This is a genomic window from Streptomyces sp. NPDC040718, assembly GCF_055593565.1.
The window spans coordinates 95,918-122,626 of record NZ_JBVIXO010000013.1 but is presented as its reverse complement, the minus strand read 5'-3'; the positions used below and the strand labels follow the sequence as shown (position 1 = coordinate 122,626).

The 26,709-nt window shown below is 72.0% G+C and carries 24 protein-coding genes; 8 read left to right on the top strand and 16 right to left on the bottom strand.

The features are described from left to right. The first annotated feature begins 10 nt into the window (after positions 1-10). Together ACZ597_RS27875 and ACZ597_RS27870 are read left to right on the top strand one after the other, a co-directional pair. Positions 11-832, top strand: coding sequence for an isoprenyl transferase (locus ACZ597_RS27875; RefSeq protein WP_471335475.1), 822 nt, complete (start codon positions 11-13; stop codon positions 830-832). A gap of 23 nt (positions 833-855) precedes the next feature. Continuing rightward, positions 856-1,383 (top strand): YcxB family protein, encoded by a 528-nt coding sequence (locus ACZ597_RS27870; RefSeq protein WP_471335473.1) that lies wholly within the window; start codon positions 856-858, stop codon positions 1,381-1,383. 3 nt (positions 1,384-1,386) lie between these two features. Here ACZ597_RS27870 and ACZ597_RS27865 read toward each other — a convergent pair whose 3' ends face one another. From ACZ597_RS27865 to ACZ597_RS27850, 4 genes are all read right to left on the bottom strand, one after another. Beyond that, positions 1,387-1,794 (bottom strand): Fur family transcriptional regulator, encoded by a 408-nt coding sequence (locus ACZ597_RS27865; RefSeq protein WP_471335631.1) that lies wholly within the window; start codon positions 1,792-1,794, stop codon positions 1,387-1,389. A 74-nt stretch (positions 1,795-1,868) separates the two neighbouring features. Continuing rightward, positions 1,869-2,732, bottom strand: a complete 864-nt coding sequence (locus ACZ597_RS27860) for a metal ABC transporter permease (protein ID WP_471335470.1) — start codon at positions 2,730-2,732, stop codon at positions 1,869-1,871. Continuing rightward, the gene (locus ACZ597_RS27855; protein ID WP_471335467.1) at positions 2,732-3,550 is read right to left on the bottom strand and encodes a metal ABC transporter ATP-binding protein; all 819 of its coding nucleotides are present in this window, start codon (positions 3,548-3,550) and stop codon (positions 2,732-2,734) included. The genes ACZ597_RS27860 and ACZ597_RS27855 overlap by 1 nt, the downstream gene beginning before the upstream one ends. Further along, entirely contained in the window at positions 3,550-4,524 is a 975-nt protein-coding gene (locus ACZ597_RS27850) for a metal ABC transporter substrate-binding protein (protein WP_471335464.1), read from the bottom strand. Before ACZ597_RS27850 ends, ACZ597_RS27855 begins: the two co-directional genes overlap by 1 nt. 154 nt (positions 4,525-4,678) lie before the next feature. Between ACZ597_RS27850 and ACZ597_RS27845 the strand changes: the two genes are divergently transcribed. Next, a complete protein-coding gene (locus ACZ597_RS27845; protein WP_385771253.1) occupies positions 4,679-6,061 on the top strand; it encodes a glycine--tRNA ligase in 1,383 nt (460 codons plus the stop codon). Positions 6,062-6,145: 84 nt separating this feature from the next. On the opposite strand, the gene ACZ597_RS27840 is transcribed toward ACZ597_RS27845, so the two are convergent. The 4 genes from ACZ597_RS27840 to ACZ597_RS27825 all read right to left on the bottom strand — a co-directional run bounded on the left by ACZ597_RS27840 (position 6,146) and on the right by ACZ597_RS27825 (position 10,378). Continuing rightward, positions 6,146-6,865: a VC0807 family protein gene (locus tag ACZ597_RS27840; protein WP_471335461.1), complete on the bottom strand. Its 720-nt coding sequence runs from the start codon at positions 6,863-6,865 to the stop codon at positions 6,146-6,148. 157 nt (positions 6,866-7,022) lie between these two features. Then, positions 7,023-7,616, bottom strand: coding sequence for a TetR/AcrR family transcriptional regulator (locus ACZ597_RS27835; RefSeq protein WP_471335458.1), 594 nt, complete (start codon positions 7,614-7,616; stop codon positions 7,023-7,025). A gap of 21 nt (positions 7,617-7,637) precedes the next feature. Continuing rightward, positions 7,638-8,699, bottom strand: coding sequence for an aldo/keto reductase (locus ACZ597_RS27830; RefSeq protein ID WP_471335455.1), 1,062 nt, complete (start codon positions 8,697-8,699; stop codon positions 7,638-7,640). A gap of 149 nt (positions 8,700-8,848) precedes the next feature. Beyond that, positions 8,849-10,378, bottom strand: coding sequence for an MFS transporter (locus ACZ597_RS27825; protein WP_471335453.1), 1,530 nt, complete (start codon positions 10,376-10,378; stop codon positions 8,849-8,851). A gap of 52 nt (positions 10,379-10,430) precedes the next feature. Here ACZ597_RS27825 and dusB point away from each other — a divergent pair, with 52 nt between their 5' ends. From dusB to ACZ597_RS27810, 3 genes are all read left to right on the top strand, one after another. Next, positions 10,431-11,573, top strand: a complete 1,143-nt coding sequence (dusB, locus tag ACZ597_RS27820; RefSeq protein WP_470972238.1) for a tRNA dihydrouridine synthase DusB — start codon at positions 10,431-10,433, stop codon at positions 11,571-11,573. A gap of 366 nt (positions 11,574-11,939) precedes the next feature. Continuing rightward, the gene (ppdK, locus tag ACZ597_RS27815) at positions 11,940-14,648 is read left to right on the top strand and encodes a pyruvate, phosphate dikinase (protein ID WP_471335449.1); all 2,709 of its coding nucleotides are present in this window, start codon (positions 11,940-11,942) and stop codon (positions 14,646-14,648) included. 461 nt (positions 14,649-15,109) lie between these two features. Then, positions 15,110-16,138: an ArsR/SmtB family transcription factor gene (locus ACZ597_RS27810; protein WP_471335446.1), complete on the top strand. Its 1,029-nt coding sequence runs from the start codon at positions 15,110-15,112 to the stop codon at positions 16,136-16,138. An 82-nt stretch (positions 16,139-16,220) separates the two neighbouring features. Here the strand turns inward: ACZ597_RS27810 and ACZ597_RS27805 are convergent, their stop codons facing one another. After that, positions 16,221-17,381, bottom strand: a complete 1,161-nt coding sequence (locus tag ACZ597_RS27805; RefSeq protein ID WP_471335443.1) for an alkaline phosphatase PhoX — start codon at positions 17,379-17,381, stop codon at positions 16,221-16,223. A gap of 312 nt (positions 17,382-17,693) precedes the next feature. On the opposite strand from ACZ597_RS27805, the gene ACZ597_RS27800 reads away from it, so the two are divergent. Beyond that, entirely contained in the window at positions 17,694-18,098 is a 405-nt protein-coding gene (locus ACZ597_RS27800; protein ID WP_471335440.1) for a VOC family protein, read from the top strand. 4 nt (positions 18,099-18,102) lie between these two features. Here the strand turns inward: ACZ597_RS27800 and nirD are convergent, their stop codons facing one another. Genes nirD through ACZ597_RS27785 form a run of 3 tightly spaced genes read right to left on the bottom strand, consistent with a single transcriptional unit; the run spans position 18,103 to position 22,219 of the window. Beyond that, positions 18,103-18,435: a nitrite reductase small subunit NirD gene (gene nirD, locus ACZ597_RS27795; RefSeq protein WP_471335437.1), complete on the bottom strand. Its 333-nt coding sequence runs from the start codon at positions 18,433-18,435 to the stop codon at positions 18,103-18,105. Next, positions 18,432-20,963 (bottom strand): nitrite reductase large subunit NirB, encoded by a 2,532-nt coding sequence (gene nirB / locus ACZ597_RS27790; RefSeq protein ID WP_471335434.1) that lies wholly within the window; start codon positions 20,961-20,963, stop codon positions 18,432-18,434. The genes nirD and nirB overlap by 4 nt, the downstream gene beginning before the upstream one ends. Continuing rightward, positions 20,963-22,219 (bottom strand): NAD(P)/FAD-dependent oxidoreductase, encoded by a 1,257-nt coding sequence (locus ACZ597_RS27785; protein WP_471335430.1) that lies wholly within the window; start codon positions 22,217-22,219, stop codon positions 20,963-20,965. Before ACZ597_RS27785 ends, nirB begins: the two co-directional genes overlap by 1 nt. A gap of 184 nt (positions 22,220-22,403) precedes the next feature. Between ACZ597_RS27785 and ACZ597_RS27780 the strand changes: the two genes are divergently transcribed. Then, the gene (locus tag ACZ597_RS27780; protein ID WP_471335427.1) at positions 22,404-23,180 is read left to right on the top strand and encodes a sulfite exporter TauE/SafE family protein; all 777 of its coding nucleotides are present in this window, start codon (positions 22,404-22,406) and stop codon (positions 23,178-23,180) included. Positions 23,181-23,201: 21 nt separating this feature from the next. Here the strand turns inward: ACZ597_RS27780 and ACZ597_RS27775 are convergent, their stop codons facing one another. The 4 genes from ACZ597_RS27775 to ACZ597_RS27760 form a co-directional block, all read right to left on the bottom strand. Continuing rightward, positions 23,202-23,876, bottom strand: a complete 675-nt coding sequence (locus tag ACZ597_RS27775) for a class F sortase (RefSeq protein WP_471335425.1) — start codon at positions 23,874-23,876, stop codon at positions 23,202-23,204. Between the two features lie 129 nt (positions 23,877-24,005). Continuing rightward, on the bottom strand, positions 24,006-24,548 hold the full coding sequence (locus ACZ597_RS27770; protein ID WP_471335423.1) for a hypothetical protein: 543 nt from the start codon (positions 24,546-24,548) through the stop codon (positions 24,006-24,008). Positions 24,549-24,714: 166 nt separating this feature from the next. Continuing rightward, complete coding sequence (locus ACZ597_RS27765) at positions 24,715-26,022, bottom strand: ATP-binding protein (protein WP_471335420.1); 1,308 nt, start codon at positions 26,020-26,022, stop codon at positions 24,715-24,717. Continuing rightward, positions 26,019-26,684, bottom strand: a complete 666-nt coding sequence (locus ACZ597_RS27760; RefSeq protein ID WP_471335417.1) for a hypothetical protein — start codon at positions 26,682-26,684, stop codon at positions 26,019-26,021. The genes ACZ597_RS27765 and ACZ597_RS27760 overlap by 4 nt, the downstream gene beginning before the upstream one ends. Between the last annotated feature and the right edge of the window lie 25 nt (positions 26,685-26,709).

The window sequence follows — 26,709 nt, the reverse complement described above, 5'->3', positions numbered from 1 at the left end:
AGCTGGGCACATGGCACGACGCGGGATTCTGGGACGCTCTCGCCGCGAGTACAAGGTTCCCGAGCCGCACCCGTCCGGTGCGCGTCCGCCGAAGATCCCCGGCGAGCTGGTCCCGAACCACGTCGCCATCGTGATGGACGGCAACGGCCGCTGGGCCAAGGAGCGCGGCCTGCCGCGCACCGAGGGGCACAAGGTCGGCGAGGGCGTCGTCCTCGACGTGCTCAAGGGCTGCCTGGAGATGGGCGTCAAGAACCTCTCCCTCTACGCCTTCTCGACGGAGAACTGGAAGCGCACGCCGGACGAGGTCCGCTTCCTGATGAACTTCAACCGCGACGTCATCCGCCGCCGCCGCGACGAGATGAACGAGCTCGGCATCCGCATCCGCTGGGTCGGCCGCATGCCGAAGATGTGGAAGTCCGTCGTGCAGGAGCTCCAGATCGCGCAGGAGCAGACCGTCGACAACGACGCCATGACCCTGTACTTCTGCGTCAACTACGGCGGCCGCGCCGAGATCGCGGACGCGGCGCAGGCGATCGCCCGCGACGTGGCCGCGGGCAAGCTGGACCCGTCGAAGGTCAACGAGAAGACCTTCGCCAAGTACATCTACTACCCGGACATGCCGGACGTGGACCTGTTCCTGCGCCCCAGCGGCGAGCAGCGCACCTCCAACTACCTGATCTGGCAGAGCGCGTACGCCGAGATGGTCTTCCAGGACGTGCTGTGGCCGGACTTCGACCGCCGCAACCTCTGGGACGCCTGCCTGGAGTACGCGCAGCGCGACCGCCGCTTCGGCGGCGCCGTCCCGAACCAGCCCGAGGGCTCCGGGAGCTGAACCCTCCGCTAGGCTCCGCCGCCATGGACATGACTGGTCGGGCGGCGGGGCTGTACTACGGCGCTTCCCGCCGCGACGTGTGGGAAGTGCTGCGCTGGCGCGCCCTGAGAGCGCCCGGGGGCCGCAGGCAGCTGCTGCTGTGGCTGGTGGTGCTCCCCGTGGCGCCGCTCGCGCTGATCACCGCCCAGCACGGCCGGGCGGTGGACCCGGCCGGCCTGGCCTTCGCGGGCGGGGTGGGGCTGGCGTTCGGCGCCGTCTTCCTCTGCCTGGACCTGTGGCGCCTCGCGCGCCGGATGTACCGCTGGGCCGCGGAGCACCCCGAGTACGAGTGCGTGGTCACCGAGCGGGGCATGCAGAACCACCGGCCCGACGGGACGGCGGTGGCCTACAAGTGGGACAGGTACAAGGGCTGGGCGGAGACCCGGAACCTGTTCGTCTTCGTCTTCGTCAACGGGGACCTCGGCTGGCTGCCGAAGCGCGCCGCCCGGGCCCCCGAGCACCTCGACCGGATCCGATCGCTCTTCGACCGGAACCTGACCCCGCTCGGTTAGGCCCTAGCCGGCGGCGGCGCAGTCCGCGCAGGTGCCGAAGACCTCCACGGTGTGCGCCACGTTCACGAAGCCGTGCTCGGCAGCGATCGACTCCGCCCACTTCTCCACGGCCGGGCCCTCCACCTCGACCGCCTTGCCGCACTTGCGGCACACCAGGTGGTGGTGGTGCTCGCCGGTGGAGCAGCGCCGGTACACGGACTCGCCGTCGCTGGTGCGCAGCACGTCGACCTCGCCGGCGTCCGCGAGGGACTGGAGGGTGCGGTACACGGTGGTCAGGCCCACGGAGTCACCGCGGTGCTTGAGCATGTCGTGCAGCTCCTGGGCGCTGCGGAACTCGTCCACCTCGTCCAGCGCCGCCGCCACGGCTGCCCGCTGCCGGGTGGATCGCCCTCGTACTGGCGCGGTACCCATGTCGCCAGGCGCAGTCGCCACCGGTTCCTCCTCGTTTCGGCCTGCCGCCATTGTGCCAGGCGGCCGCGCGGCCCCTAGACCTTCACGTCGTCCCGGACGCAGACCTCCCGGGTGGCGCGGGTGGCCTTGGCACGGCGCCTGGCCAGCGGCGCGGACAGGCCCGTCAGCACCATGAAGACGCCGATCGCGAGGAGCACGATCGTGGCGCCCGACGGCGCGTCGATGTAGTACGTGGCCGCCGTGCCGGTCAGGGAGACGGCGAGGCTGATCGCGATGCCCAGGCCCAGGGTCGCCGCGAACCCGCGAGTGAGCCGCTGCGCGGCCGCCACCGGGATCACCATCATGGCGCTGACCAGCAGCAGGCCCACGATGCGCATCGCGACGGTGACCGTGACGGCGGCGGTGACGGCGAGCAGCAGGTTCAGCGCGCGCACCGGCAGGCCGGTGACCCGGGCGAACTCCTCGTCCTGGCAGACGGCGAAGAGCTGGCGGCGCATGCCGACGGTGACGACGAGGACGAACGCGGCGAGGATCGCCATCGCCGTGAGGTCTTCGGGCGTGACGGTGGTGATCGAGCCGAACATGGCGCTGAGCAGGTTGGTCGTGGAGCCGCCCCCGACGTTGATGATCATCACGCCGCCGGCCAGGCCGCCGTAGAAGAGCATCGACAGGGCCACGTCGCCGCTGGTCTTGCCGCGGGAGCGGATCAGTTCCATGCCGACCGCGCCGGCGACGGCGACCAGGGTGGCCATCCACACGGGGCTGGTGTGGAGGACGAAGCCGAGCGCGACACCGGTCATGGCGACGTGCCCCAGGCCGTCGCCCATGACGGCCTGGCGGCGCTGGACGAGGTACGTGCCGATGGCGGGGGCGGTGATGCCGACCAGCGCGGCGGCGATCAGCGCGCGCTGCATGAAGGCGAAGTTCAGGAGGTCCATCAGCTCAGCAGTCCCGTCCGCAGGGGCTCGGCGTCGTGCGCCGCGTGGGGGTGTACGTGGTCGTGGCCGGGCAGGGCGTGCTGGCCCACGGCCTCCGGGGGCGGGCCGTCGTGGGTGACGCACCCGTCGCGCAGGACGATCGCCCGGTCGATCAGCGGCTCCAGGGGGCCCAGCTCGTGCAGGACGAGCAGGACGGTGGTGCCGGCGGCCACCTGCTGCCTCACGGCGTTCGCGAGAACCTCCTGGTTGCCCAGGTCCACCCCCGCCATCGGCTCGTCCATGATCAGCAGTTCGGGTTCGACGGCGAGGGCCCGGGCGATCAGCACGCGCTGGTGCTGGCCGCCGGAGAGGGCGTTGACCGAGGCGTCGGCGTAGCCGTCCATGTCGACCAGGGACAGGGCCCGCTCGACGGCGGCCTTGTCGGCCTTGCGCAGGATCCCGAAGCGGGAGCGGGCCAGGCGGCCGGAGGAGACGACCTCCCGGACGGTGGCGGGGACGCCGCTGGCGGCGGTGGTGCGCTGGGGGACGTAACCGATCCGGGACCACTGGCGGAAGCGCTTGAACTCGGTGCCGAAGAGCGACAGCTCCCCGCCGGTGAGCGGGACCTGGCCGACGACGGCGCGGACGGCGGTGGACTTGCCGGAGCCGTTGGCGCCGAGCAGGGCGACGACCTCGCCGCGGTGGACGGTGAGGTCGATGCCGCGCAGCACGGGGCGCGAGCCGAGCGTGGCCGTGGCCCCGCGCAGGGATATGACGGGCTGGTCCTCGGCCCCTCGTGGAGTGGACTGCATGGCACGCGCCTCCGTTGCTGCTGTCATCACTTGGCTCCGAGTGCCTTCTGGAGGTTCTTCAGGTTGGACCGCATGACCTCGAAGTAGTCGGCGCCCTGTGACGTGTCGCCGATGCCCTCCAGGGGGTCGAGGACGTCGGTGGTCAGGCCGGTGTCGCGGGCGAGGCTCTTGGCGGTCTTGTCGCTGGCCAGGGTCTCGAAGAAGACGGTGGTGACATTGTCCTTCTTCGCGACGGCCTGGAGTTCCTTCATCCGGGCCGGGCTGGGCTCGGCCTCGGGGTCGACGCCGGAGATGCCCTCCTGGTCGAGGCCGTAGCGCTCGGCGAGGTAGCCGAAGGCGGAGTGGGTGGTGATGAAGGTCCTGGAGGCCGTGTTCTTCAGGCCGTCCTTGAACTCGGTGTCCAACGCGCCCAGCTTGGCGACGAGTTCGCCGGTGTTCTTCTTGTAGTCCGCCGCGTGGCCGGGGTCGGCCTTCTCCAGGGCGGCGCCGAAGCCCTTGGCGATCTCGGCGTACTTGGTCGGGTCGAGCCAGACGTGCGGGTCCTCGCCGGCCTCGCCGTGGGCGTGGTCGTGGCCGCCTTCGCCCTCGGCGGCGTGGTCGTGGCCCTCGTGGCCTTCGCCGCCGTGGACCTCCAGCTTGGTGAGGGTGGCCGCGTCCACGACGTTCTTCACGCCGGACTGCTCGACGGCCTTGTCAACCGCGGGCTGGAGCGACTTGAGGTAGAGGACCACGTCCGACTCGGAGAGCTTCCCGGTCTGCTTCGGGGTGATCTCCAGGTCGTGCGGCTCGACGCCCGGCTTGGTCAGGGTGTCGACCTTCACGTGGTCCCCGCCTATCTGCTCGGCGAGGAACTGCAGGGGGTAGAACGACGCCGTCACGTGCAGCTTCCCGTCCGCCGTGCCCGCCGCGCCGGCCGTGCCGGAGCATGCGGTGAGGGCCGTCGCGCCGAGGGCGACGGCGGCGGCGAGGGCGGTCGTGGGTATGAGGCGTCGTACGTTCATGACATCCATTTTCATCAAAGATGGAAACCGTTGTCAAAAAACCTGGTGGGAGGGGTAGCCGGGGGCGCGGAAGGGCATACCCGATTTGAAAGGGGGGGTGCGGGCGCCGGTAACCTGAGGCATTCGCGTTCGTCCTCGTAATGAAGAGAGCACCGTGGCCGCCGACAAGATCGAAACCATCGTCAGCCTGAGCAAGCGCCGTGGCTTCGTTTACCCGTGCAGTGACATCTACGGCGGCTCCAGGGCTGCCTGGGACTACGGCCCGCTCGGTGTCGAGCTCAAGGAGAACATCAAGCGCCAGTGGTGGAAGGCCATGGTCACCGGGCGTGAGGACGTCGTCGGCCTCGACTCCTCCGTGATCCTGGCCCCCGAGGTCTGGGTGGCCTCGGGCCACGTCGCCACGTTCTCCGACCCGCTGACCGAGTGCACCTCCTGTCACAAGCGCCAGCGCGCCGACCACCTGGAAGAGGCGTACGAGGCCAAGCACGGCCGCCTCCCCGAGAACGGTCTGGCCGACATCAACTGCCCGCACTGCGGTGTGAAGGGCCAGTTCACCGAGCCGAAGCAGTTCTCCGGCATGCTGGAGACCCACCTCGGCCCGACCCAGGACACCGGCTCGAAGGCGTACCTGCGCCCCGAGACGGCCCAGGGCATCTTCACCAACTTCGCCATGGTGCAGACCTCGTCGCGCAAGAAGCCCCCGTTCGGCATCGCGCAGATGGGCAAGTCCTTCCGCAACGAGATCACGCCCGGCAACTTCATCTTCCGCACCCGCGAGTTCGAGCAGATGGAGATGGAGTTCTTCGTCAAGCCGGGCGAGGACGACCAGTGGCAGGAGTACTGGATGCAGGAGCGGTGGAACTGGTACCGCGGCCTGGGTCTCCGTGAGGAGAACATGCGCTGGTACGACCACCCGGCGGAGAAGCTGTCCCACTACTCGAAGCGCACCGCCGACATCGAGTACCGCTTCAACTTCGGCGGCAGCGAGTTCTCCGAGCTGGAGGGCGTGGCCAACCGCACCGACTACGACCTGAAGGCGCACTCCGCCGCCTCCGGCACCGACCTGGTCTTCTACGACCAGGAGGCCCAGGAGAAGTACACCCCGTACGTCATCGAGCCGGCGGCCGGCGTCAACCGCGCCATGCTCGCCTTCATGCTCGACGCGTACGTCGAGGACGAGGCCCCCAACGCCAAGGGCGCCATGGAGAAGCGCACGGTCATGCGCTTCGACCCGCGCCTCGCGCCGGTCAAGGTCGCCGTCCTCCCGCTGTCGCGCAACGCGAACCTGTCGCCGAAGGCCAAGGGCCTCGCCGCCGACCTGCGCAAGAACTGGAACATCGAGTTCGACGACGCGGGCGCCATCGGCCGCCGCTACCGCCGTCAGGACGAGATCGGTACGCCGTTCTGCGTCACCGTCGACTTCGACACCCTCGACGACAACGCCGTGACCGTGCGCGAGCGCGACACCATGAAGCAGGAGCGGGTGTCCCTGGACCAGATCCAGAGCTACCTCGGCAGCCGTCTGCTCGGCTGCTAGTTCCCGCCCGTACGTCCAAGACCGGTGGCCCGGTGCGCGATCCGCGCACCGGGCCACCGGTCTTCGTGCGTGTGGTGCGGGGCGTCAGACGGCGGAGCCCTCCGCCGCCGCTGCGGTGGCGGCCGCGGCGGCCGCCGCGAGCCTCTCGCCCTCCGCCTTGGTGCGCTTGACGAAGCGGACCGTCCAGAGGGCCAGGCCGCCGAGCACCGCGTAGATCATGAACGGGCTGAGGGTCACCATGGTGGAGGTGTCCAACACGTACGACAGGACGATCCGTACGGCCGCCTCGATGATGTAGACCACGCCCCAGACCAGGGTCATACGGCGCTGGGCGTTGCGGAAGCCCTCGTACTGCCACAGGCCGTTGTAGTAGGCCAAGCCCGCCGGGGTGCCGTCCGTGCCGAACTTCCGGCCGAAGTAGAACATCAGCGGCCGCGGCGCGAGCAGCGTGGCCAGGCACAGGAGGCCGAACAGCCCCGTCACCGCGGAGTCCTTGACCAGCAGGGCGCGGGCGGACTGGGCGCCGACGAGGGAGACCACGGCAGTGATCGCGAGGAACACCAGGGCGATGACGGCGAACTCGTCGAGCTTGCGCCGCCAGGCGACCATGATGACGGTGTCGAGCACCGGCCAGACGCCGCTGACCAGGAGTGCCGAGGCCTCGCTCCAGCCGTGGTCCTCTTTGAGGATGTTGTAGGTGAGGATCGGCGCGACCACGTTGAAGGCGATGGTCAGGATCAAGCCGATCGCGGCGGCTCGGCCCGACCGTGCGGGTGGCGACGGCTGTACTGCTGCTGTGGACAAGGGGTCCCCCTGGACGTACCTGAAGAGTGCGGTAAGGGGACCGTAAGGAGCCGGTACTGACATGTACAAGACGACATGCCCAAAATGATCGCCAAGCCGTCCGGAAGGGATGATTCCGGTCAGTGGGACTCGCGACGGGGCCGGCGGCGGGGCCCGTTCAGGGGCGCAGGCCCCGGATGAGCAGCGCCGTGACGGCCTCGAACTCCGTGAGGATGGTGGGGGAGAGCCAGTCCGCCACGTACTGCGGGTCGTGGAACCGGCCCGTGGCGTCGAAGACGGCGCGCGCGGCCGCAGGGACGTCGGGCGCGGCCAGGGTGCCGGCCGCGACCCCTTCGGCGATGATCCGCGTCAGCTGTTCGATCAGCTCGCCGAGGTGCGCGTCGACCACCCCGCTGTTCTCGCCGAGCAGCACCGTGTACGTCGCGAACAGCTCGGGATCGTCGCCCGCCTTGTGCCGCTTGGCTTCGAAGAGGGCCTCCAGCCAGGACTCCAGCTTGGAGGGCGCGGGCTCCCCGGGCGCCGAGGCGATCTCCTCCAGCATGACCACGCTCTTGGCGAGCCACCGGTCCGTGACCGCCTCGCGCAGCGCCGCCTTCGAGGGGAAGTGGCGGTAGACGCTGCCGTGGCTCACCCCCAGGGCGCGCGCGACGTCCACGACGGTCGCCTTGGTGGGGCCGAAACGGCGCAGCACCTCCTCGGTGGTTTCGAGGATGCGCTCGGGGGTGAGGGGCTCGGCGGCAGCGGAGGGCATGGGTACGACCGTACCGCCAGCTCAGTGCTCGCTGTCGAGGTGGGCCATCTGCGCCGCCGGGTAGCGCTCGCCGGCCGCCGAGCCCGCCGGGACGGCCTGCTCGATGGCGTCGAGGTCGGCGGCGGTCAGCTCCACCCGCATGGCACCCAGTGCCTCGGTCAGGCGGTCCCGGCGCCGGGCGCCGACCAGGGGCACGATGTCCTCGCCCCGGGACAGCACCCAGGCGATCGCGGTCTGGGCGACGGTGACCCCCTTCTCCTCGGCGACCTTGCGCAGGGCGTCGACCAGGTCGAGGTTGCGGTGCAGGTTGTCGCCCTGGAAGCGCGGGCTCATGCCTCGGAAGTCGCCGGGGGCCAGGGCGCGGTCACGGGCGAAGTGCCCGCTGATCAGGCCGCGGGACAGCACCCCGTACGCCGTGACGCCGATGCCGAGCTCGCGGGCCGCCGGCAGGATCTCCTCCTCGATGCCGCGCGAGATCAGGGAGTACTCGATCTGGAGGTCCGAGATCGGGGCGACGGCCGCGGCCCGGCGCAGGCTGTCCGCGCCGACCTCCGAGAGGCCGATGTGCCGGACGTGTCCCGCCTGGACGGCCTCGGCGATGGCGCCGACCGTCTCCTCGATCGGGACGTCCGGGTCCACGCGGGCGATCCGGTAGATGTCGATGTGGTCCCGGCCGAGCCGCTGGAGCGAGTAGGCCAGGAAGTTCTTCACGGCCGCGGGCCGGCCGTCGTAGCCCGTGAAGCCGCCCTCGACCGTGCGCAGCGCACCGAACTTGACGCTGGTCAGCGCCTGCTCGCGGGCCGCGGTCGGCGCCGTGCGGAGGGCCTCGTTGATCAGCAGTTCGTTGTGGCCCATGCCGTAGAAGTCGCCCGTGTCGAGCAGCGTGGCCGCGCCCTCGGGAGCGGCCTCCAGGTAGGCGTGGATGGTCGCGAGGGACTCGGCCCGGTCGGCCTCGCCGTAGAGGGCGGACATGCCCATGCAGCCCAGACCCAGGGAGAAGACGGCGGGGCCGGTGGCGCCCAGCCTGCGGGTGGGGGCGGGGGTGCAAGCGGTGGCGGTGGTGGTGTTCTCGTTCGTCGTCATGGAACGAGAATGGCATGACGGATGACAGATTTCAATATCTGTCATCCGTGAGCGTGAGAGGGGTGCGCCGGGAGGGGGTGTGGACACACGAGTGCGGCCGGACCCGGGAAGGGGTCCGGCCGCACGGGAGCGTGCTCGTCGCGGGGAGGTCAGCCCGCCGGGGCCGGGCCCGGGGCCGGGGGCAGGCCGCCGTCCATCCGGGGACCGGGGCCGGGGGACTGGCCCGGCGGGGGAGCGGAGGGGGCGGCGCCGGACGGTTCGAGGGACTGCGCCGTGCGCAGCGCGGTGGCGTGGGCCCACGGACCGGTGGTGACCGCCCCCACCACGAGGACCAGGAACGCGCAGCCCGTGATGATCCACCAGGCCGGCCGGGTCGCCGTCGCGAAGTCCGCGCCGCCCGCCGTGCCCGCCGCCAGCACCGCCCCGATCACGGCCACGCCCAGCGCCCCGCCGGTCTGCCGGCTGGTGGAGGCCACCGCGGCCGCCACCCCCGCCTGGGCGCGCGGCATCCCGGACACCGCCGTGTTCGTGATCGGGGCGTTGACCAGGCCGAAGCCGATGCCGAAGAGCACGTACCCGGTGAACATCAACGGCGTGGAGGTCTCCGCCGAGAACGCCGCGAACAGCAGCCCGCTCGCCCCCATGGCCACACCCGAGATCAGGAGCGACGGCCGCGGCCCGTGGCTGGCGACCAGCCGTCCCGACACCGGCGCGCACAGGAAGGCGAACGCGGCCATCGGCAGCATGTGCAGACCGGCGTCCAGCGCGTCCAGCCCCCGTACCTCCTGGAGGTAGAGGGTGGTCAGGAAGAGGAAGCCGGAGAGCGAGGCGAAGGTGCTCACCGCGATCACGGTCGCCCCGCTGAAGGGGGCGCTGCGGAAGAACCGGGGATCGATCAGCGGGTCCGCCCGCCGGGACTCGTAGTACAGCAGCCCGGCCAGCGCGGCCGCCGCTCCCAGTGCGCACCCGAGGATCGGCGGCGAGCTCCAGCCCTCGGCCGGGGCCTCGATGATCGCGTACGTCACCCCGCCGAGCAGCGCCATCACCAGCAGCTGGCCCACCGGGTCCGGCCGGCGCGGGCGCTCGGACCGGGACTCCGGGACGTGCCGCAGGGTCAGCACCAGGGCGAGCAGCCCCACGGGCACGTTGACCCAGAAGATGGACCGCCAGCCCACCGAGTCCACCAGCAGCCCGCCGACCAGCGGCCCGGCGGCCATGGAGATGCCGACGACCGCGCCCCAGACGCCGATGGCGCGGGCCCGCTCCTTCGGGTCGGTGAAGGTGTTGGTGATGATCGACATGGCGACCGGGTTGAGCATCGCCCCGCCGACGGCCTGGAGCATCCGGAAGACGATCAGCCATTCGAGGCCGGGCGCCAGCGAGCACAGCACCGACCCCGCCGTGAAGAGGACCAGGCCCCAGGCGAAGACCCTGCGGCGCCCGATCCGGTCCGCCGTGGACCCGGCCAGTATCAGCAGGGAGGCGATGACCAGGGTGTAGGCGTCGATCGTCCACTGCATCCCCGAGACCGAGGCGTGGAACTCGCGGCGCATCGCGGGCAGGGCCACGTTCAGGACGGTGTTGTCCAGGCTGACGATCAGCAGGCTCATGCAGCAGATCGCCAGCACCAGCAGCCGGCGCCTGCGGCTCATGTGATCCACGACACTCGTGTGATGCATGCCGCCGATAGTACGGCTAACTAACGAACGCCGCGTGGGCGAGAATGGGGGGATGACCACGCTCCCCCCGCCCCTCGCGATCGGCCCGCACACCGTGCAGCCCCCCGTGGTGCTCGCGCCCATGGCCGGCATCACCAACGCCCCGTTCCGTACGCTCTGCCGCGAGTTCTCGGGCGGCAAGGGGCTTTTCGTGAGCGAGATGATCACGACGCGCGCCCTGGTCGAGCGCAACGACAAGACGATGCAGCTGATCCACTTCGACGCGACGGAAAAGCCGCGCTCGATTCAGCTGTACGGGGTGGACCCCGTGACCGTCGGCAAGGCGGTCCGCATGATCGTCGAAGAGGACCGCGCCGACCACATCGACCTCAACTTCGGCTGCCCGGTCCCCAAGGTCACCCGCAAGGGCGGCGGCTCGGCCCTCCCGTACAAGCGCAACCTGCTGCGCGCGATCCTGCGCGAGGCCGTCGCGGGCGCCGGCGACCTGCCGGTGACGATGAAGATGCGCAAGGGCATCGACGACGACCACCTCACCTACCTCGACGCCGGCCGGATCGCCGTCGAGGAGGGGGTCACCGCCATCGCCCTGCACGGCCGCACCACCGCGCAGCACTACGGCGGCACTGCCGACTGGGAGGCCATCGCCCGGCTCAAGGAGCACGTCCCGGAGATCCCCGTGCTCGGCAACGGCGACATCTGGTGCGCCGAGGACGCGCTGCGCATGGTCCGCGAGACCGGCTGCGACGGCGTGGTGGTCGGCCGCGGCTGCCTGGGGCGGCCGTGGCTGTTCAACGACCTCGTGGCCGCCTTCGAGGGCCGTCCGGAGGACTTCCACAAGCCCAACCTGCGGGAGGTCGCGGGCACCATGCTGCGGCACGCGCAGCTGCTGGGGGAGTGGATCGGCGACGAGGCGCGCGGTGTGATCGATTTCCGTAAGCACGTCGCCTGGTACCTCAAGGGTTTCGCCGTCGGTTCCGAGATGCGGGGCAAGCTGGCGGTCACCTCCTCCCTGGCCGAGCTGGACGCTCATCTGAGCGAGCTCGACCTGGACCAGCCGTGGCCCGACGGGGCGGACGGCCCGCGGGGCAGGACGTCCGGAAACAACCGAGTTGTCCTGCCGGACGGCTGGTTGAAGGATCCCTACGACTGCGCCGGTGTGAGCGAGGACGCCGAGCTGGACACGTCCGGAGGCTGAGAAATCGCCCTCCGTGCCGCGTGATATACGCCACGCATGGGATGGGTTTCGCTCAGATGAGCGCGTAAGTCACGGCTAAGACTTCCAAAGGGTGGCACTGGGTGCCACCCTTTGTGCGTTCAAGAGTTGAACGCAAATGTATCGATGATCGCTCATCCGAGCGCGATCAAGCCTCAGGAGGCCTCTCACGCTTCGGCTTCTGAAGGCTCTTCGTACGTTCGCATTACCGACCGGTTACTTTCGATCCACTGGCGCACGGGTGGTTACGCCCTCATGACGGCCAAGTGGACGTACCGCGAAGCCTTCGATCTGGGTATGTTCCTGGCCGTCAGGGCAGCCACCCGAGTCCTCGAGGAGTCGAGACCCGTGTCGGAAAACAAAGATCAGAAGCTCGTCTACGACTTCACCGAGGGCAACCGGGACCTCAAGGACCTTCTCGGCGGCAAGGGGGCCAACCTCGCCGAGATGACCAACCTGGGTCTTCCCGTCCCTCCCGGCTTCACCATCACCACCGAGGCCTGCAAGGTCTACCTCGAGAGCGGCACGGCCCCGGCCGAGCTCCGCGACGAGGTCAGCGCGCACCTCGCCGCCCTCGAGGCGAAGATGGGCAAGAAGCTCGGCCAGTCGGACGACCCGCTGCTGGTCTCCGTCCGCTCCGGAGCCAAGTTCTCCATGCCGGGCATGATGGACACGGTCCTCAACATCGGCCTTTCCGACGAGTCCGTCGTCGGCCTCGCCGCCCAGGCCGACAACGAGCGCTTCGCGTGGGACTCGTACCGCCGCCTCATCCAGATGTTCGGCAAGACCGTCCTCGGCGTCGAGGGCGAGCTCTTCGAGGACGCCCTCGACGAGGCCAAGGCCGCCAAGAAGGTCACCGTCGACACCGACCTCGACGCCGCCGACCTCAAGAAGCTGGTCAAGGTCTTCAAGAAGATCGTCGCCAAGGAGGCCGGCCGGGAGTTCCCCCAGGACGCCCGCGAGCAGCTCGACCTCGCCGTCGAGGCCGTCTTCAACTCCTGGAACACCGACCGCGCCAAGCTCTACCGCCGCCAGGAGCGCATCCCCGGCGACCTGGGCACCGCGGTCAACGTCTGCTCCATGGTCTTCGGCAACCTGGGCCCCGACTCGGGCACCGGCGTCGCCTTCACCCGCGACCCCGCGAGCGGCCACGCCGGCGTCTACGGCGACTACCTGCAGAACGCCCAGGGCGAGGACGTCGTCGCGGGCATCCGCAACACGGTCCCGCTCGCGGACCTGGAGGCCATCGACAAGGCCTCGTACGACCAGCTCATGACGATCATGACGACGCTGGAGACCCACTACAAGGATCTCTGCGACATCGAGTTCACCATCGAGCGCGGCCAGCTGTGGATGCTCCAGACCCGTGTCGGCAAGCGCACCGCCGGCGCCGCCTTCCGCATCGCCACCCAGCTCGTGGACCAGGGCCTGATCAGCGAGGCGGAGGCCCTCCAGCGCGTCACGGGCCACCAGCTGGCGCAGCTGATGTTCCCGCGCTTCGACGAGGACGCCAAGACCGAGCTGCTCGGCCGCGGCATCGCCGCCTCCCCGGGCGCCGCGGTCGGCAAGGCCGTCTTCGACTCGTACACGGCCGTCAAGTGGTCCCGCTCCGGCGAGAAGGTCATCCTGATCCGCCGCGAGACCAACCCGGACGACCTCGACGGCATGATCGCCTCCGAGGGCATCCTGACCTCGCGCGGCGGCAAGACCTCGCACGCCGCCGTCGTGGCCCGCGGCATGGGCAAGACCTGCGTCTGCGGCGCCGAGGAGCTCGACGTCGACACCAAGCGCCGCCGGATGACGGTCGGCGAGACGGTCATCGAAGAGGGCGACGTCGTCTCCATCGACGGCTCCACCGGCAAGGTGTACCTCGGTGAGGTACCCGTCGTGCCGTCCCCGGTCGTCGAGTACTTCGAGGGCCGCATGCACGCCGGCGCCGACGACGCCGACGAGCTCGTCGCCGCCGTGCACCGGATCATGGCGTACGCGGACCGCGTCCGCCGCCTGCGGGTCCGCGCCAACGCCGACAACGCCGAGGACGCGCTGCGCGCCCGCCGCTTCGGCGCCCAGGGCATCGGCCTGTGCCGCACCGAGCACATGTTCCTCGGCGAGCGCCGCGAGATGGTCGAGCGCCTGATCCTCGCGGACACCGACGGCGAGCGCGAAGCGGCACTCAGTGCCCTTCTGCCGCTGCAGAAGAAGGACTTCGTCGAGCTGTTCGAGGCGATGGACGGACTGCCCGTCACCGTCCGCCTCCTCGACCCGCCGCTGCACGAGTTCCTGCCGGACATCACCGAGCTGTCGGTGCGCGTCGCCCTCGCCGAGTCCCGCAAGGACGCCAACGAGAACGACCTGCGCCTGCTCCAGGCCGTGCACAAGCTGCACGAGCAGAACCCGATGCTGGGTCTGCGCGGCGTCCGCCTCGGCCTGGTCATCCCCGGCCTGTTCGCCATGCAGGTCCGGGCGATCGCCGAGGCCGCCGCCGAGCGCAAGAACGCCAAGGGCGACCCGCGCGCCGAGATCATGGTCCCGCTGGTGGGCACCGTCCAGGAGCTGGAGATCGTCCGCGAGGAGGCCGACGCGATCATCGCCGAGGTCGAGGCCGCCACCGGCACCAGCCTCAAGCTGTCGATCGGCACGATGATCGAGCTGCCGCGCGCCGCGCTGACCGCCGCCCAGATCGCCGAGGCCGCGCAGTTCTTCTCCTTCGGCACGAACGACCTGACCCAGACGGTGTGGGGCTTCTCCCGCGACGACGTCGAGGCCAGCTTCTTCACGGCCTACCTGGAGAAGGGCATCTTCGGGGTCTCGCCGTTCGAGACGATCGACAAGGACGGCGTCGGCTCGCTCGTGCGCCACGCGGTCGAGCAGGGCCGGGCCACCCGCCCCGACCTCAAGCTCGGCGTCTGCGGTGAGCACGGCGGCGACCCGGAGTCGGTGCACTTCTTCCACGAGGTCGGCCTCGACTACGTCTCCTGCTCGCCGTTCCGGATCCCGGTGGCGCGCCTGGAGGCCGGCCGCGCGGCCGCCGAGGCCAAGGGCTCCGACAGCCGCTGAACCCCCCCAGGGGCCCTTCGGGGCCCCGCAGGGCCCCCTGAGGGCCTTCCAGGGCTCACCGAGCCCCCCTGACTGCGCCCTCCCCCGGTTCCCTGACTGCCGGGGGAGGGCGCGACCCATTTCGGGAGCAGTTCGCGAGACGTCCCGTATCGCGAAATTTTCAACAATGTCATTACAGCGCCAGGCGGTGGACGGATCCCCACCCGTCCACCGCCTGCCGCCTATCTGCCAGGCACGTCGGCGCTTCCCGGTGCGACCGACCGCCAGGCCCCGCAAAGCCCCCCACGGCCTTCACGGAGCGTTTCGGTCGCACCGGAGTGTGCCTGGCGGAGTACAGGATTTCGCTTGTCACGCCTCTGCCGAAAGGGGTTTCAACTGTGGCCGAAAGGGCGTGGTGACCACGTGTGACGGCATGCATACTCGTGGGGCGGGGGGATTGCGGTTGCACAGGTGGGGGTTCGGTGCTTCGTATCCATTTCACTGGAGTGGACCTGGCACGCGTACGGATGGCAGGGCGTCCCGATGCGTTGTGGGAAACGATTCTTAGTTTTCATCGCTTAAGGGACCGGCGTGACGCCCGGTTCTTCGGCGAATGGCGCACGGAAACCCGGAGCAGGTTGAATGGTGAAACAAGGCTGCTGGGTGCGCTCATACCGGCTCGCGGCTATTTCCCCGATTTCCTGACCCCGGCCGAGGGCCAGTACGGGTGGGACCTCGGGCTCGACGCGCTGCGCGGGCTGCGCCCCGAGCGGCTGCGCCGGGAGCTGTCCCTCGTGGGCGCCGGGGCCGGGACGGGCTTCGGTGCCGCCTTCGGGACCCCGCCGCCGGCCCGGCTGCGGGAGTTCATCGACGGCGGCACCAAGCACCTGCCCCGGCTGCTGGGCGAGCTGCGCGCGTACCACCGGGCGGCCGTGGAGCCGTACTGGACGCACATCCAGGCCCAGGTCGAGGCGGAGCGGGCGGCACGCGGCCGCGCGCTCCTCGACGGGGGCGCGGACGAGCTGCTCGCCTCGCTGCCGCCGATGCTGCGCTGGCGGGCCCCGGTGCTGGAGTGCGAGTACCCGGTGGACCGGGACGTACGGCTGCGCGGGCGCGGGCTGCTGCTCCAGCCGTCCTTCTTCTGCCGCCGGACGGCCGTGACCCTGCACGACCCGGAGCTGCCGCCGGTGCTGGTCTACCCGGCCGCCGCGCAGCTGGCCTCCGCGGGGGCGGGCGGGGAGGCCGCCAGGCCGGCCGAGGAGCAGCGCCAGCGCACCCTGGGCAAGCTGGTGGGCCACACCCGCTCGGTGGTGCTGCGGGCCATCGGCGACGGGGCCACCACCAGCGAGCTGGCCCGCCGGGCCGGGGTCTCCCTGGCCTCGGCGAGCCAGCACGCCTGCGTGATGCGCGAGGCGGGCCTGGTGACGACCCTGCGCCACGGCAACGCGGTCCTGCACACGGTGACCCCGCTGGGGGCGGCCCTGCTCAAGGGCGGTGCCGTGGTCTCCTGAAGGATCGGTTCACCGGGCGCGTCCGCGGCCCGGCGGGGAGGTCGGCTGCTCCCCGCCGGGCCGCGTGTCCGCGGTGCGGGCGTCAGACGCGGAACGGCCCGGTCACCTCGTAGGTGATGCCGCCGGTCGAGGAGCCGCTCGTACCCCGCTGGCTGCTGAAGTAGAGCCGGCCGCCGTTCGGGGAGAAGGCGGGGCCGGTGATCTCCGAGGAGGACTGGCCGGTGATCCGGAGGAAGGGCGCCACCACGTCGTCCGGGGTGATCACGCAGATCTCCATGTTGCCGCCGTCCTCCGCGACGTACAGGTCCCCGTACGTCGACCCGGTGACGTTGTCGACACCGGTCAGCGGCGCCGCGCCGCCGGGGACCAGGGAGTCGTCGTAGGCCAGCTCGTAGGTGCTGCTCGCCAGGTTGAGCTGCCAGACCCGGTTGTCGCCCTTGGTCGTGAACCAGACGGTGTCGCTCGCGTAGTGGCAGCCCTCGCCGCCGTTGAAGTGCTTGGCGCCGGAGACCTGGGTGCGGGTCGTGGTCGGGGAGCCGTCGGGGTCCGGCACGTTCTGCCAGCTGAAGGAGCCGGAGGTGCCGCTTCCGGCGACCATGACCTGGAGCGTGCCGGAGGAGAGGTTGCCCCAGGTGGCGGGCAGGAACCGGTAGAAGCAGCCGTTCGTCTCGTCCTCGGTCAGGTAGACCGCCTGGCGCACCGGGTCGGCCGCCGCGGCCTCGTGTTTGAAGCGGCCCATCGCGGGCCGCTGCACGGCCGCGTTGACCCCGTACGGGTCGGTCTCGTAGACGTAGCCGAGGCTGACCTCCTCGCACGACAGCCAGGTGTTCCACGGGGTCTTGCCGCCCGCGCAGTTCTGCCGGGTGTTCGACAGGATCCGGTACGCCCCGGTGACCGTGCCCGAGGAGTTGAACTTCACCGCGCTCGCGCCGCCGCTCGGGTTGATCTCCGAGTTCGACACGTAGATCCAGCCGCTGCCGTCCGCGAAGCACGCACCGCCGTCGGGGGCGCTGTGCCAGGTGTACGAGGTGCCGCTCACCGTCTGCGAGGAGCGGGCGATGACCCGGCTGCTGAACCCGGACGGGAGCATGATCCCGTTCGCGTCCGCCGCACCGAGGGCCCCGTAGGGCCCGGCGCCCGGCTGGGCCGGCGCGGCGTACGCGGCCCCGTGGCTGAGGGTTCCGGCGAAGGCGGCGGCGGAGGTGCCGATCACGGCACCGCGCAGGAAGGTACGACGTTCCACGGTCACTCCTGTGGGAGGAGGGCCCCCGCGTCCGGCCGGGCGCGGGGTCGCATGCGTCGAGGAACCTAGGGGCGCAGCATGGACGGGGTGCCAACTCCGCATGACGCGGGAGCGACCGGCACACGGGCAGTCGTCACAGCCCGCCGGGCGGCCGGACGCCGCCGTTCCAGCGCTTCTGACCTGCGGAAACGTAATTCCTGAAAAAACTTCGCCGGGCGCCGATGAGTTCTGCCGGTGCCCCGGGTCTACCCCTTCGACAACGCACCGCGTACCGCGCACCACGCACGCGCACACGAGGGAAGAGGAACCGAGATGGCTCAGATGATCTTCGTCAACCTGCCGGTGAAGGACCTGGACGCCGCGAAGGCCTTCTGGGAGAAGCTCGGCTACTCCTTCAACCCGCAGTTCACCGACGAGACGGCCGCCTCCATGGTGATCAGCGACACCATCTTCGCGATGCTGCTGACCGAGGAGAAGTTCAAGGAGTTCGCCACCAAGCCGGTGGCCGACGCCTCGAAGGCCACCGAGGTCATGGTCGCGCTCAGCGCCGACAGCCGCGAGAAGGTCGACGAGGTGGTCGACGCCGCCCTCGCGGCCGGCGCCACCGAGCCCCGCCCGGTCATGGACCTCGGCTTCATGTACGGGCGCGCCTTCGAGGACCTGGACCACCACGTGTGGGAGTACTTCTGGATGGACCCGGCCGCGGTCCAGGGCTGATGTCCTACGGGGCGGAGGCGGTCCGCACCTGGTACGTGCGGACCGTCACCCCCTCGTCGTCCAGGCAGCGACCCGACTCCAGGTCGAAGCGCTGCTTCAGCAGCGGCGAGGCCACGAAGGGCCGCCCCTCCGCCCGCCCCACCAGCCCGCGCGACAGGACGTGCGCGCCGGTGAAGGGGTCCTGGTTGCCGATCGCGTACGGGCGCCCCGCGCGGTCGAGGAAGACAGCCGCCTGGCTCCCGTCGGGCAGCAGGGCCGCGACCCCGCGCCCGGGGACGAGCGCCGACAGCGGGCACACCGTCAGCCAGCCTTCGGCCACCTTCAGTTCGACGGTCATCGGGCCGGTCCTCCAATGGTCAGGACGGCCAGGTCGGGCTTGACCTGGTCGCGCTCGGGTACGAACTTCACGGTCGGGTCGGGCGCGCCGGGCGCGTTGACGAAGGACACGAACCGGCCCAGCCGCTCCGGGTCCGACAGCGTTTCGGCCCACTCGTCGCGGTAGTGCGCCACGTGGTCGGCCATCAGGGCCTCCAGCTCGTCGCACAGCCCCAGCGAGTCGTGCACCACCACGTCCCGCAGGTGGTCCAGGCCGCCCTCCAGCCGGTCCAGCCAGGTGGACGTCCGCTCCAGCCGGTCGGCGGTGCGGATGTAGAACATCAGGAACCGGTCGATGAGCCGCACGAGTTCGGCGTCCGACAGGTCCTGCGCCAGCAGGTCCGCGTGGCGCGGGGTCGCCCCGCCGTTCCCTCCGACGTACAGGTTCCAGCCGTTCGCCGTCGCGATGACCCCGAAGTCCTTGCTCTGGGCCTCCGCGCACTCGCGGGCGCAGCCGGACACCGCGGACTTCAGCTTGTGCGGGGCGCGCAGCCCCCGGTAGCGCAGCTCCAGGTCGATGGCCATCCGCACGCTGTCCTGCACCCCGTAGCGGCACCAGGTCTGGCCCACGCAGGACTTCACCGTCCGCAGGGCCTTGCCGTACGCGTGCCCGGACTCGAAGCCGGCTTCGACCAGCCGTGCCCAGATCCGCGGGAGCTGGTCCACGCTCGCGCCGAACAGGTCGATGCGCTGACCGCCCGTGATCTTCGTGTAGAGGCCGAAGTCCCGGGCCACCTCCCCGATCACGATCAGCTTGTCGGGGGTGATCTCGCCGCCCGGGATGCGCGGGACGACCGAGTACGAGCCGTTGCGCTGGAGGTTGGCGAGGAAGTGGTCGTTGGTGTCCTGGAGGGCGGCCTGCTCCCCGTCCAGTACGTAGCCGCTGGCGCCCAGGGTCGGGGCCAGGGAGGCGATGATCGAGCCGACGGCGGGCTTGCAGACCTCGCAGCCGTCGCCGCCGCGCGCCGCGTCACGGCCGTGGCCGTCCAGGAGCTCCTGGTACGAGGTCAGGCGCCGGGTGCGGACGATCTCGTACAGCTCGGCCCGGGTGTGCGGGAAGCAGCCGCACAGCCCCTTGTCGGCGGCGGCCGGCAGCAGCTGCCCGATCGTCTTCAGGCAGCTTCCGCAGCCGGTGCCGGCCTTGGTGCACTTCTTCACCTCGGGCAGGGTGGCGCAGGCGGCGATGGCCTTCTTGGTGACGTTGTGGCAGGAGCAGATCACCGCGGTGTCCGGCAGCGATGAGGGGCCGAGCGCGACGGGCGCGCCGACCCCGGCGGGCAGCACCAACTGCTCGGGGGCGACCGGCAGGACGCTGCCGGTGAGCGGGCGCAGCGTTCCGTACGAGTCGGCGTCGCCGACCAGCACACCGCCGAGCAGCACCCCGTCGGCGGCGACGACCAGCTTCTTGTAGACGCCGGAGCGGGAGTCGGACCAGACCACGTCCAGGCTGCCCTCGGCGGTGCCGTGCGCGTCGCCGAAGGAGGCCACGTCCACGCCGAGCAGCTTGAGCTTGGTGGACAGGTCGGCGCCGGTGAACTCCTTCTCCCGGCCCAGGAGGTCCTCGGCGGCGGTCTCGGCCATCTCGTAGCCGGGGGCGACCAGCCCGTAGACACGGCCGTCGACGGCCTGCGCGCACTCGCCGATGGCGTACACGCGCGGGTCGGAAGTGCGGCAGCGGGCGTCGACGGTGATGCCGCCGCGCTCGCCGACGGCCAGACCGGCCGCGCGGGCCAGCTGGTCGCGGGGGCGGACCCCGGCCGAGAAGACCACCAGCTCGGTCTCGACGGTGGAGCCGTCCGAGAGGCTCATCCCGCACACCGAGCCGTCCTCGCCGGTCAGCACCTCCTGCGTGCCGACGCCGGTGTGCACCGTCAGGCCCATGGACTCGATGGTGCGCAGCAGGGCCGCGCCGCCGCCCTCGTCCACCTGGACGGGCATCAGGCGCGGGGCGAACTCCACGATGCGGGTGGCGAGTCCGAGCCCCTGGAGGGCGCCCGCGGCCTCCAGGCCGAGCAGACCGCCGCCGACGACGGCGCCGCTGGACCGGGTCTTGGCGTACTCCTCGATCGCGAGGAGGTCCTCGATGGTGCGGTACACGAAGCAGCCCGGGGCGTCCTTGCCGGGGACGGGCGGCACGAAGGGGTGGCTGCCGGTCGCCAGCACGAGCACGTCGTACGGGATCACCCGCCCGGAGCGGGAGGTGACGGTACGGGCGGCCGTGTCGAGGTGCTCGGCGGGGTCGTCGAGGTGCAGCTCGATCCCGTGCTCCGCCATGAAGCCGGCCGGGGTGAGGGAGAGGTCCTCGGGGGTGCTTCCGGAGAAGTACGAGGTGAGGTGGACCCGGTCGTAGGCGGGCCGGGGCTCCTCGCACAGCACGGTGATCCGGTGCGTCGCGGTGGCACCGCGCTCGGCGAGGGCCTCCAGGTAGCGCTGGCCGACCATGCCGTGTCCGATGAGCACGATCGCGGGCAGGGGCTCGGGCACGGTCATCAGTGGCCTCCGTCGTCGGTGAGCAGGTGGAACGGGTCGTGCGGGGCTGTCAGGAACTCGTCGCCCTCCCAGGTGCGGGCGAGGGCCCCCACCGTGGAGAGCTCCCCGAGCAGCACCCCGCCGACGAGCCGGTCGCCGCGCAGGACGACCTTGCGGTAGGTGCGGCGGGTGGCGTCCGCGAGGCGGAGCACGTCGTCGCCGGGGAGCGGGGTGGGGTCACCGAACGCGGCGAGGTCGAAGGGGCCGGGGCCGCCGGCCGTGGGGAGGGTGAGGCGGGTGAGGGCGCGGGTGCCGGTGTACTCGGCGCCGTCCCCGCGCAGGACCGCCGCGAGGGCGTCGGCCTGCTCCAGGGCGGGTCCCGCCAGGCCGTAGACCCGGCCGTCGTGCTCGGCGCAGTCGCCGATGGCGTGGACGCGCGGGTCGCTCGTGCGCAGCCGGCCGTCGACGACGACGCCCTTGCGGACCTCCAGCCCGGCCGCCTGGGCGAGTCCGACGCGGGGGCGGACCCCGCAGGCGAGGACGACGACGTCGGCTTCCAGCCGGTAGCCGTCGGCGAGCTCGACGGCGGTCACCTTGCGGTGGGCCGGGGCGGAGGCCCCGCGCGGCGGGGTGCCGGTCGTGGTCAGGCCCCTGACCCGGCACTCGGTGTGGATCTCCACGCCGAGCGCGGTCAGGTGGTCCCGCAGCAGGGCGGAGGCGTCGGCGTCCAGCTGGCGTTCCATCAGGCGCTCCGCCTGCTGGGCGAGGACCACCTGCGCACCCCGCGCGGCCAGTGCACGGGTCGCGGAGACGCCCAGCAGGCCGCCGCCGATCACCACCGCCCGCACGCCGGGGCGTACGGCCGCCGCGAGCGCCAGGCAGTCGTCCATGGTGCGGAACGCGTGCACGCCCTCGGGGAGTTCCCTCCCGTCCGGGGCGAACAGCCCGCGCAGCGGCGGCAGCACCGGGTTCGAGCCGGTGGCCAGCACGAGGGTGTCGTACCGCTCCACGCTGCCGTCGTCGCAGTGCACGGCCCGGTCCGCGCGGTCGATCCGCACCGCCCGGACACCCCGGCGCAGCGCCGGGCCGGGGGCCGGGAGCGCGGTGACCTCGGGTGCGTACCGGCCCGCGAGCACCTCGGCCAGCAGGACCCGGTTGTAGGGGGCGTGGGTTTCCTCCCCGAGTACGGTCACGGCCGCACCGGGGCCCAGCCGCGCGGCGAGCCGCAGGCCCGCCAGGCCGCCGCCGATCACCACCACACGCTGTTCCGAGGTCATGGCACGAGCCTGCGGGCGGGCTGTTTCCCCGCCGCATCGCCCCTGTTACCCGGACGGAACACCGACCTCAGCGCCCGTGCCGAGGGTGCGTGAGGCCCTTGGAAGCAGCGCCGAAGCTCAACCTTTGCGCAAGTTTCCGGGCATCGATGGTCCCTGCACGGATGCGGTACCTAGGGTCGTGGCCGTGCCTGACATATCAACGACCATGATCATCGTGCTGTGCGCGGCCGCCGCGGCGGCCGGCTGGATCGACGCGGTGGTCGGCGGCGGCGGACTGCTGCTCCTGCCGGCCCTGCTGCTCGGCCTGCCGAGCGCCCAGCCCGCCGCCGTCCTCGGGACCAACAAGGCGGTGGCCATCGTCGGCACCGCCGGGGCGGCCGCCACCTACGCGCGCAAGACCCCGGTCGACGTGAAGCTCGCCGTCCGCATCGGTCTGGCCGCGCTCGCCGGATCGATGGGCGGCGCCGCGCTCGCCGGCGGGATCAGCAAGGACGCCATGCGCCCGCTGATCATGGGGGTGCTGGTGGTGGTCGCCGCCGTGGTCATCTTCAAGCCGGGCTTCGGCGCCGCCCCCTCCGCCTCTCCCGTCTCCCGCGGCCGCGTGCTCCTCACCATCGCCCTCGCCGGCCTGGGCATCGGCTGCTACGACGGCCTCATCGGACCCGGCACCGGAACCTTCCTGGTGCTGGCCCTGACCGCCCTGCTCCACCTCGACCTGGTCACCGCCTCCGCCACCGCCAAGATCGTCAACTGCTGCACCAACGCGGGGGCGCTCGCGATGTTCGCCTACCAGGGGATGGTGTTCTGGCAGCTGGCCGCCCTGATGGCGGTCTTCAACCTGGCCGGCGGCATGGTCGGCGCCCGGATGGCCCTGAAGAAGGGCAGCGGCTTCGTCCGCGGGGTCCTGCTCACCGTGGTGGGCGCGCTGGTGGTCAAGCTCGGCCTCGAACAGTGGGGGTAGCCGGGTGGTGGGGGCGGCGGCTCAGTACGTCCCCGTGAGGTGGGCGAAGACGACCACGTTGCCCTGGTAGCCGGTGCGCGGGGAGAACGCGCCGCCGCAGGTGATCACCCGCAGCTCCGCGCGCGGCGAGGGCCCGTACACGCGCCGGTCCGGGAAGGCCCCGGCGTCGTACACCTCGACCGCGTGCACGGTGAACACGGCCGTACGCCCGTCCGCGCGGTCGACCTCGACCGCCGCCCCCCGGTGCAGCGCGCCCAGGTGGTAGAAGACGGCCGGCCCGCTGGCGTGGTCGACGTGTCCCGCGATCACGGCGGTGCCCGTCGCGCCCGGCGTGGTCCCGTCCCGGTACCAGCCGGCGAGCTCCCGGCGGGCCGGCGGGGGCACTTCGAGGCTGCCGTCTCGGTCCAGGCCCAGCCCGGCCAGCGGGGCGTCCACCCGGATCGACGGGATCCTGATCCGTACGGGCGGGGAGCCGGGGAGCGGGTCGATGCTCCCGGGGTAGAGGAGCTGCGCGCTCAGCGCCTCGGCGGCGGAGGGCAGCGGGGGCCGCACGGTGACCGCCGAGCCGCTGCCGATGAGCCAGACGCCGACGCAGACGGCGGCCGCGACCAGCCCGGCCCGTGCCGCGAGCGCCCCGGCGGAGCCCCTTCCACAGGTTCCGGGGCGTTCCCGCAGGCCCGGGAAGCCGCCACGCATGCGCCGTACCCCTCGTCTCGCCGTTGCTGGAGTGGCCGTCGCCCGTCCCCGCGAACGGGGGGACCTCGCGGGGCGGGCGACGGGGGGCGGTACCGGTCGGACCGCGGCCGCAGCCGCGGTGGGCGCCCGTCAGCTCCGCGTGCCGCTCGCCCGGCGACGCAGGAGCCAGGTACCGCCGACGGCGGCCGCGGCCAGCACTGCCGCTCCCGCCGTGATCTTGGCGGGGTCGGTGGCGGTGGTCGTGCCACCACCCACCCCGGTCCGTACGTGGCCCTGCGGGCCGCGTTCGGTGACGACCAGGTCGCCGGTGGCGAACTTGCCGTTCGCGCAGGTGGCGCCGATGCCGTAGGTGCCCGGCCGCAGGCCCTGGCCGATCCGGAACCGGCCCGTGACCACGTCCTCGCGGCTGCCCGGCGCCAGCTCGAAGCGGCCGCCCTCCACCGTGCTGGCATCGCCCTCGGCCCGGCTGCCCCGGCCGCAGGCCTTCGTGTGCACGGTGACGGTGGCACCCGGGCCGGCCGACTTCGGCCACACCTCCAGCACGGCGAAGTCCCCGGGCGCGAAGGCCGTCATGCCGAGCTCCGCGGCGGCCACCGCCCCGGCGACCGGCCCGGCGAAGGCGACGGCGGTCAGCGCGGTGGCGGTGAGCACGTGGGCGGTGCTGCGGCGCATGGGTACTCCTGGGGACACGGGGTCGTGTTCCGAGGTAAACCCGCCCGCCCGCCCACCGCCTGCCGAGCCTGCGCCAGATCCCGCCCCTGATGCCCCGCCGAACGGTATCCGGGCAGGTCAGGGCCGTAGAAGGGCATCCGTGTGGGCCCACGCCGTCCGGGTGACGTCAGGCCGGCGGCAGGGTCACCACAGCCGCCGCGCCCGCCGGCTCCGGGTTCGACAGGGACACCTCCGCGCCGATCAGCCGGGCCTGCCCGAAGGCGATCGTCAGCCCGAGCCCGGTCCCCTGGCCCCGCTCCGGAGTGCCCGTCACGAACCGCCGAGGCCCCTCGCGCAGCAGGGTCCGCGGATAGCCCGGGCCGTCCTGGTCCCGGACGGTCACCGAGGTCCCCGACATCGTCACCGTGATCGGACCGCTCCCGTGCCGCCGGGCATTGACCAGCAGGTTCGTCAGGATCCGCTCCAGACGCCGGGCGTCGGTGCGCACCCGTACCCCGCCCGGCCCCCCGGCGGTCCCGTCCGCGCCGACCACCGCCGCCGCCACCCCCGACCGCTCCGTGATCGACGCCACCAGCGGTCCCAGCGCGTGCACCTCCAGCCGCGCCTCCTCCCGGTCGGCGTCCAGCCGGGCCACCTCCAGCAGGTCCTCCGTCAGCGTCCGCAGCGCCGCGACCCGGTCCCGGACCAGCTCCGTCGGCCGCCCTGCGGGCAGCAGCTCGGCCGCCGTGTGCAGGCCCGTCAGCGGGGTGCGCAGCTCGTGCGCCACGTCCGCGGTGAACCGCTGCTCGGCCTCCAGCCGCCGCTGGAGGCTGGCCGCCATGGTGTCCACCGCCGAGGACAGCTCGGCCACCTCGTCCCGGGTCCCCGGCGGCCCCGACGGCCCGATCCGGGCGTCCAGGTCGCCCGCACTGATCCGCCGGGCCGTCTCGGCGGCCGTCCGCAGGTCCTTGCTGAGCCGGCTGGCCAGCAGCGCCCCGCCGACGGCCGCGAGCGCCACCACGCCCGTCCCGGAGGCGACCAGCTGCGCGTCCAGCTCCTCCAGCTCGGCCTGCTCGGCGGCCAGGGACTGCCGCACCGTCAGCACGTGCCCGCTGCCCACCGGCCGGGCCGCCCACACCGCCGGGTCCGGCCCGGTCAGGTCGAGGTAGGTGGTGCGGCGTCCGCCCAGGGCCGCCCCGCGCAGCTCCTCCGGGGTGGCGGGGCAGTCGATCCGGGCGTCGGCCTCCCCGACCTTGTCGGAGTCGAGCCGCCCGGTGATCTCGTAGATCTGCCGTACGCGGACCAGCTGTTCGACCGCGCTCTTGCGGGCGGAGTCGGACACCTGGCGGACGCGGGCCTCGTGGATCAGTACGCCGATGGTGACGGCGACCAGAGAGCAGCCGGCCGCCAGCAGCGCGGCGATCTTCCAGCGCAGGCCGAGGGCGCGCAGCCGCCGTCCGCAGCCGGCGGGCGGGGCGGGGATCCGGGCCCTCACGAGGGGTCCTGGGGCTTGGTGTAGCGGCGCTCGTCGTTGACGACCGTCATCCGGGTGCCGTCCCAGTGGTAGCGGACGGCCTGCTCGGAGCCGTCGTCGGGTGCGGTGCGGACCAGCAGGTCCGGGCCGATCGACTCGGCGGCCATCCGCCGGCCGACGGTGAACAGGATGGGGACGATCCCCTTGCCCCGGGCGGCGTACACGGTGAGCGCGGTGCGGCCGGTCTCGATGTCGGCGGCGACGACCATCTCCTTCTTCCCGTCACCGGTCAGATCGAGGTAGACCGGGGGGCGGATCCCCGCCCGGCCCGGGGCGTTGATCATCCCCTTGCCGGTGAGCAGCCGCATCCGCTTGTCCGCCTTCACGACGGCCATCGCGTCCACCGAGGCCAGCCCCTCGGGACCCGCCTCCGGCGCGTCCGGCAGCGGGGCGGGCGGCGGCTGGTGGGTGCCGGTGGCCACCCCGGGCGCCCGCGGGGAGCCCTCCGACCAGGCCGGCCACAGCGCCTCCGGCTGCGGCTGCGGGGAGACCGGCGCCACGGGCTCGCCCGGGGCGAGCCCGCCGGGCGCGGCGCAGCCCGCCACGGCCGACGCGGCGGCGCAGAACAGCAGGGCGGCGGTGGTGGTGGCGGTGCCGGGGGAACGGCGGGGAGATCGCGTCATGGGGAGCGGGGTGGGGTCGGGAAAC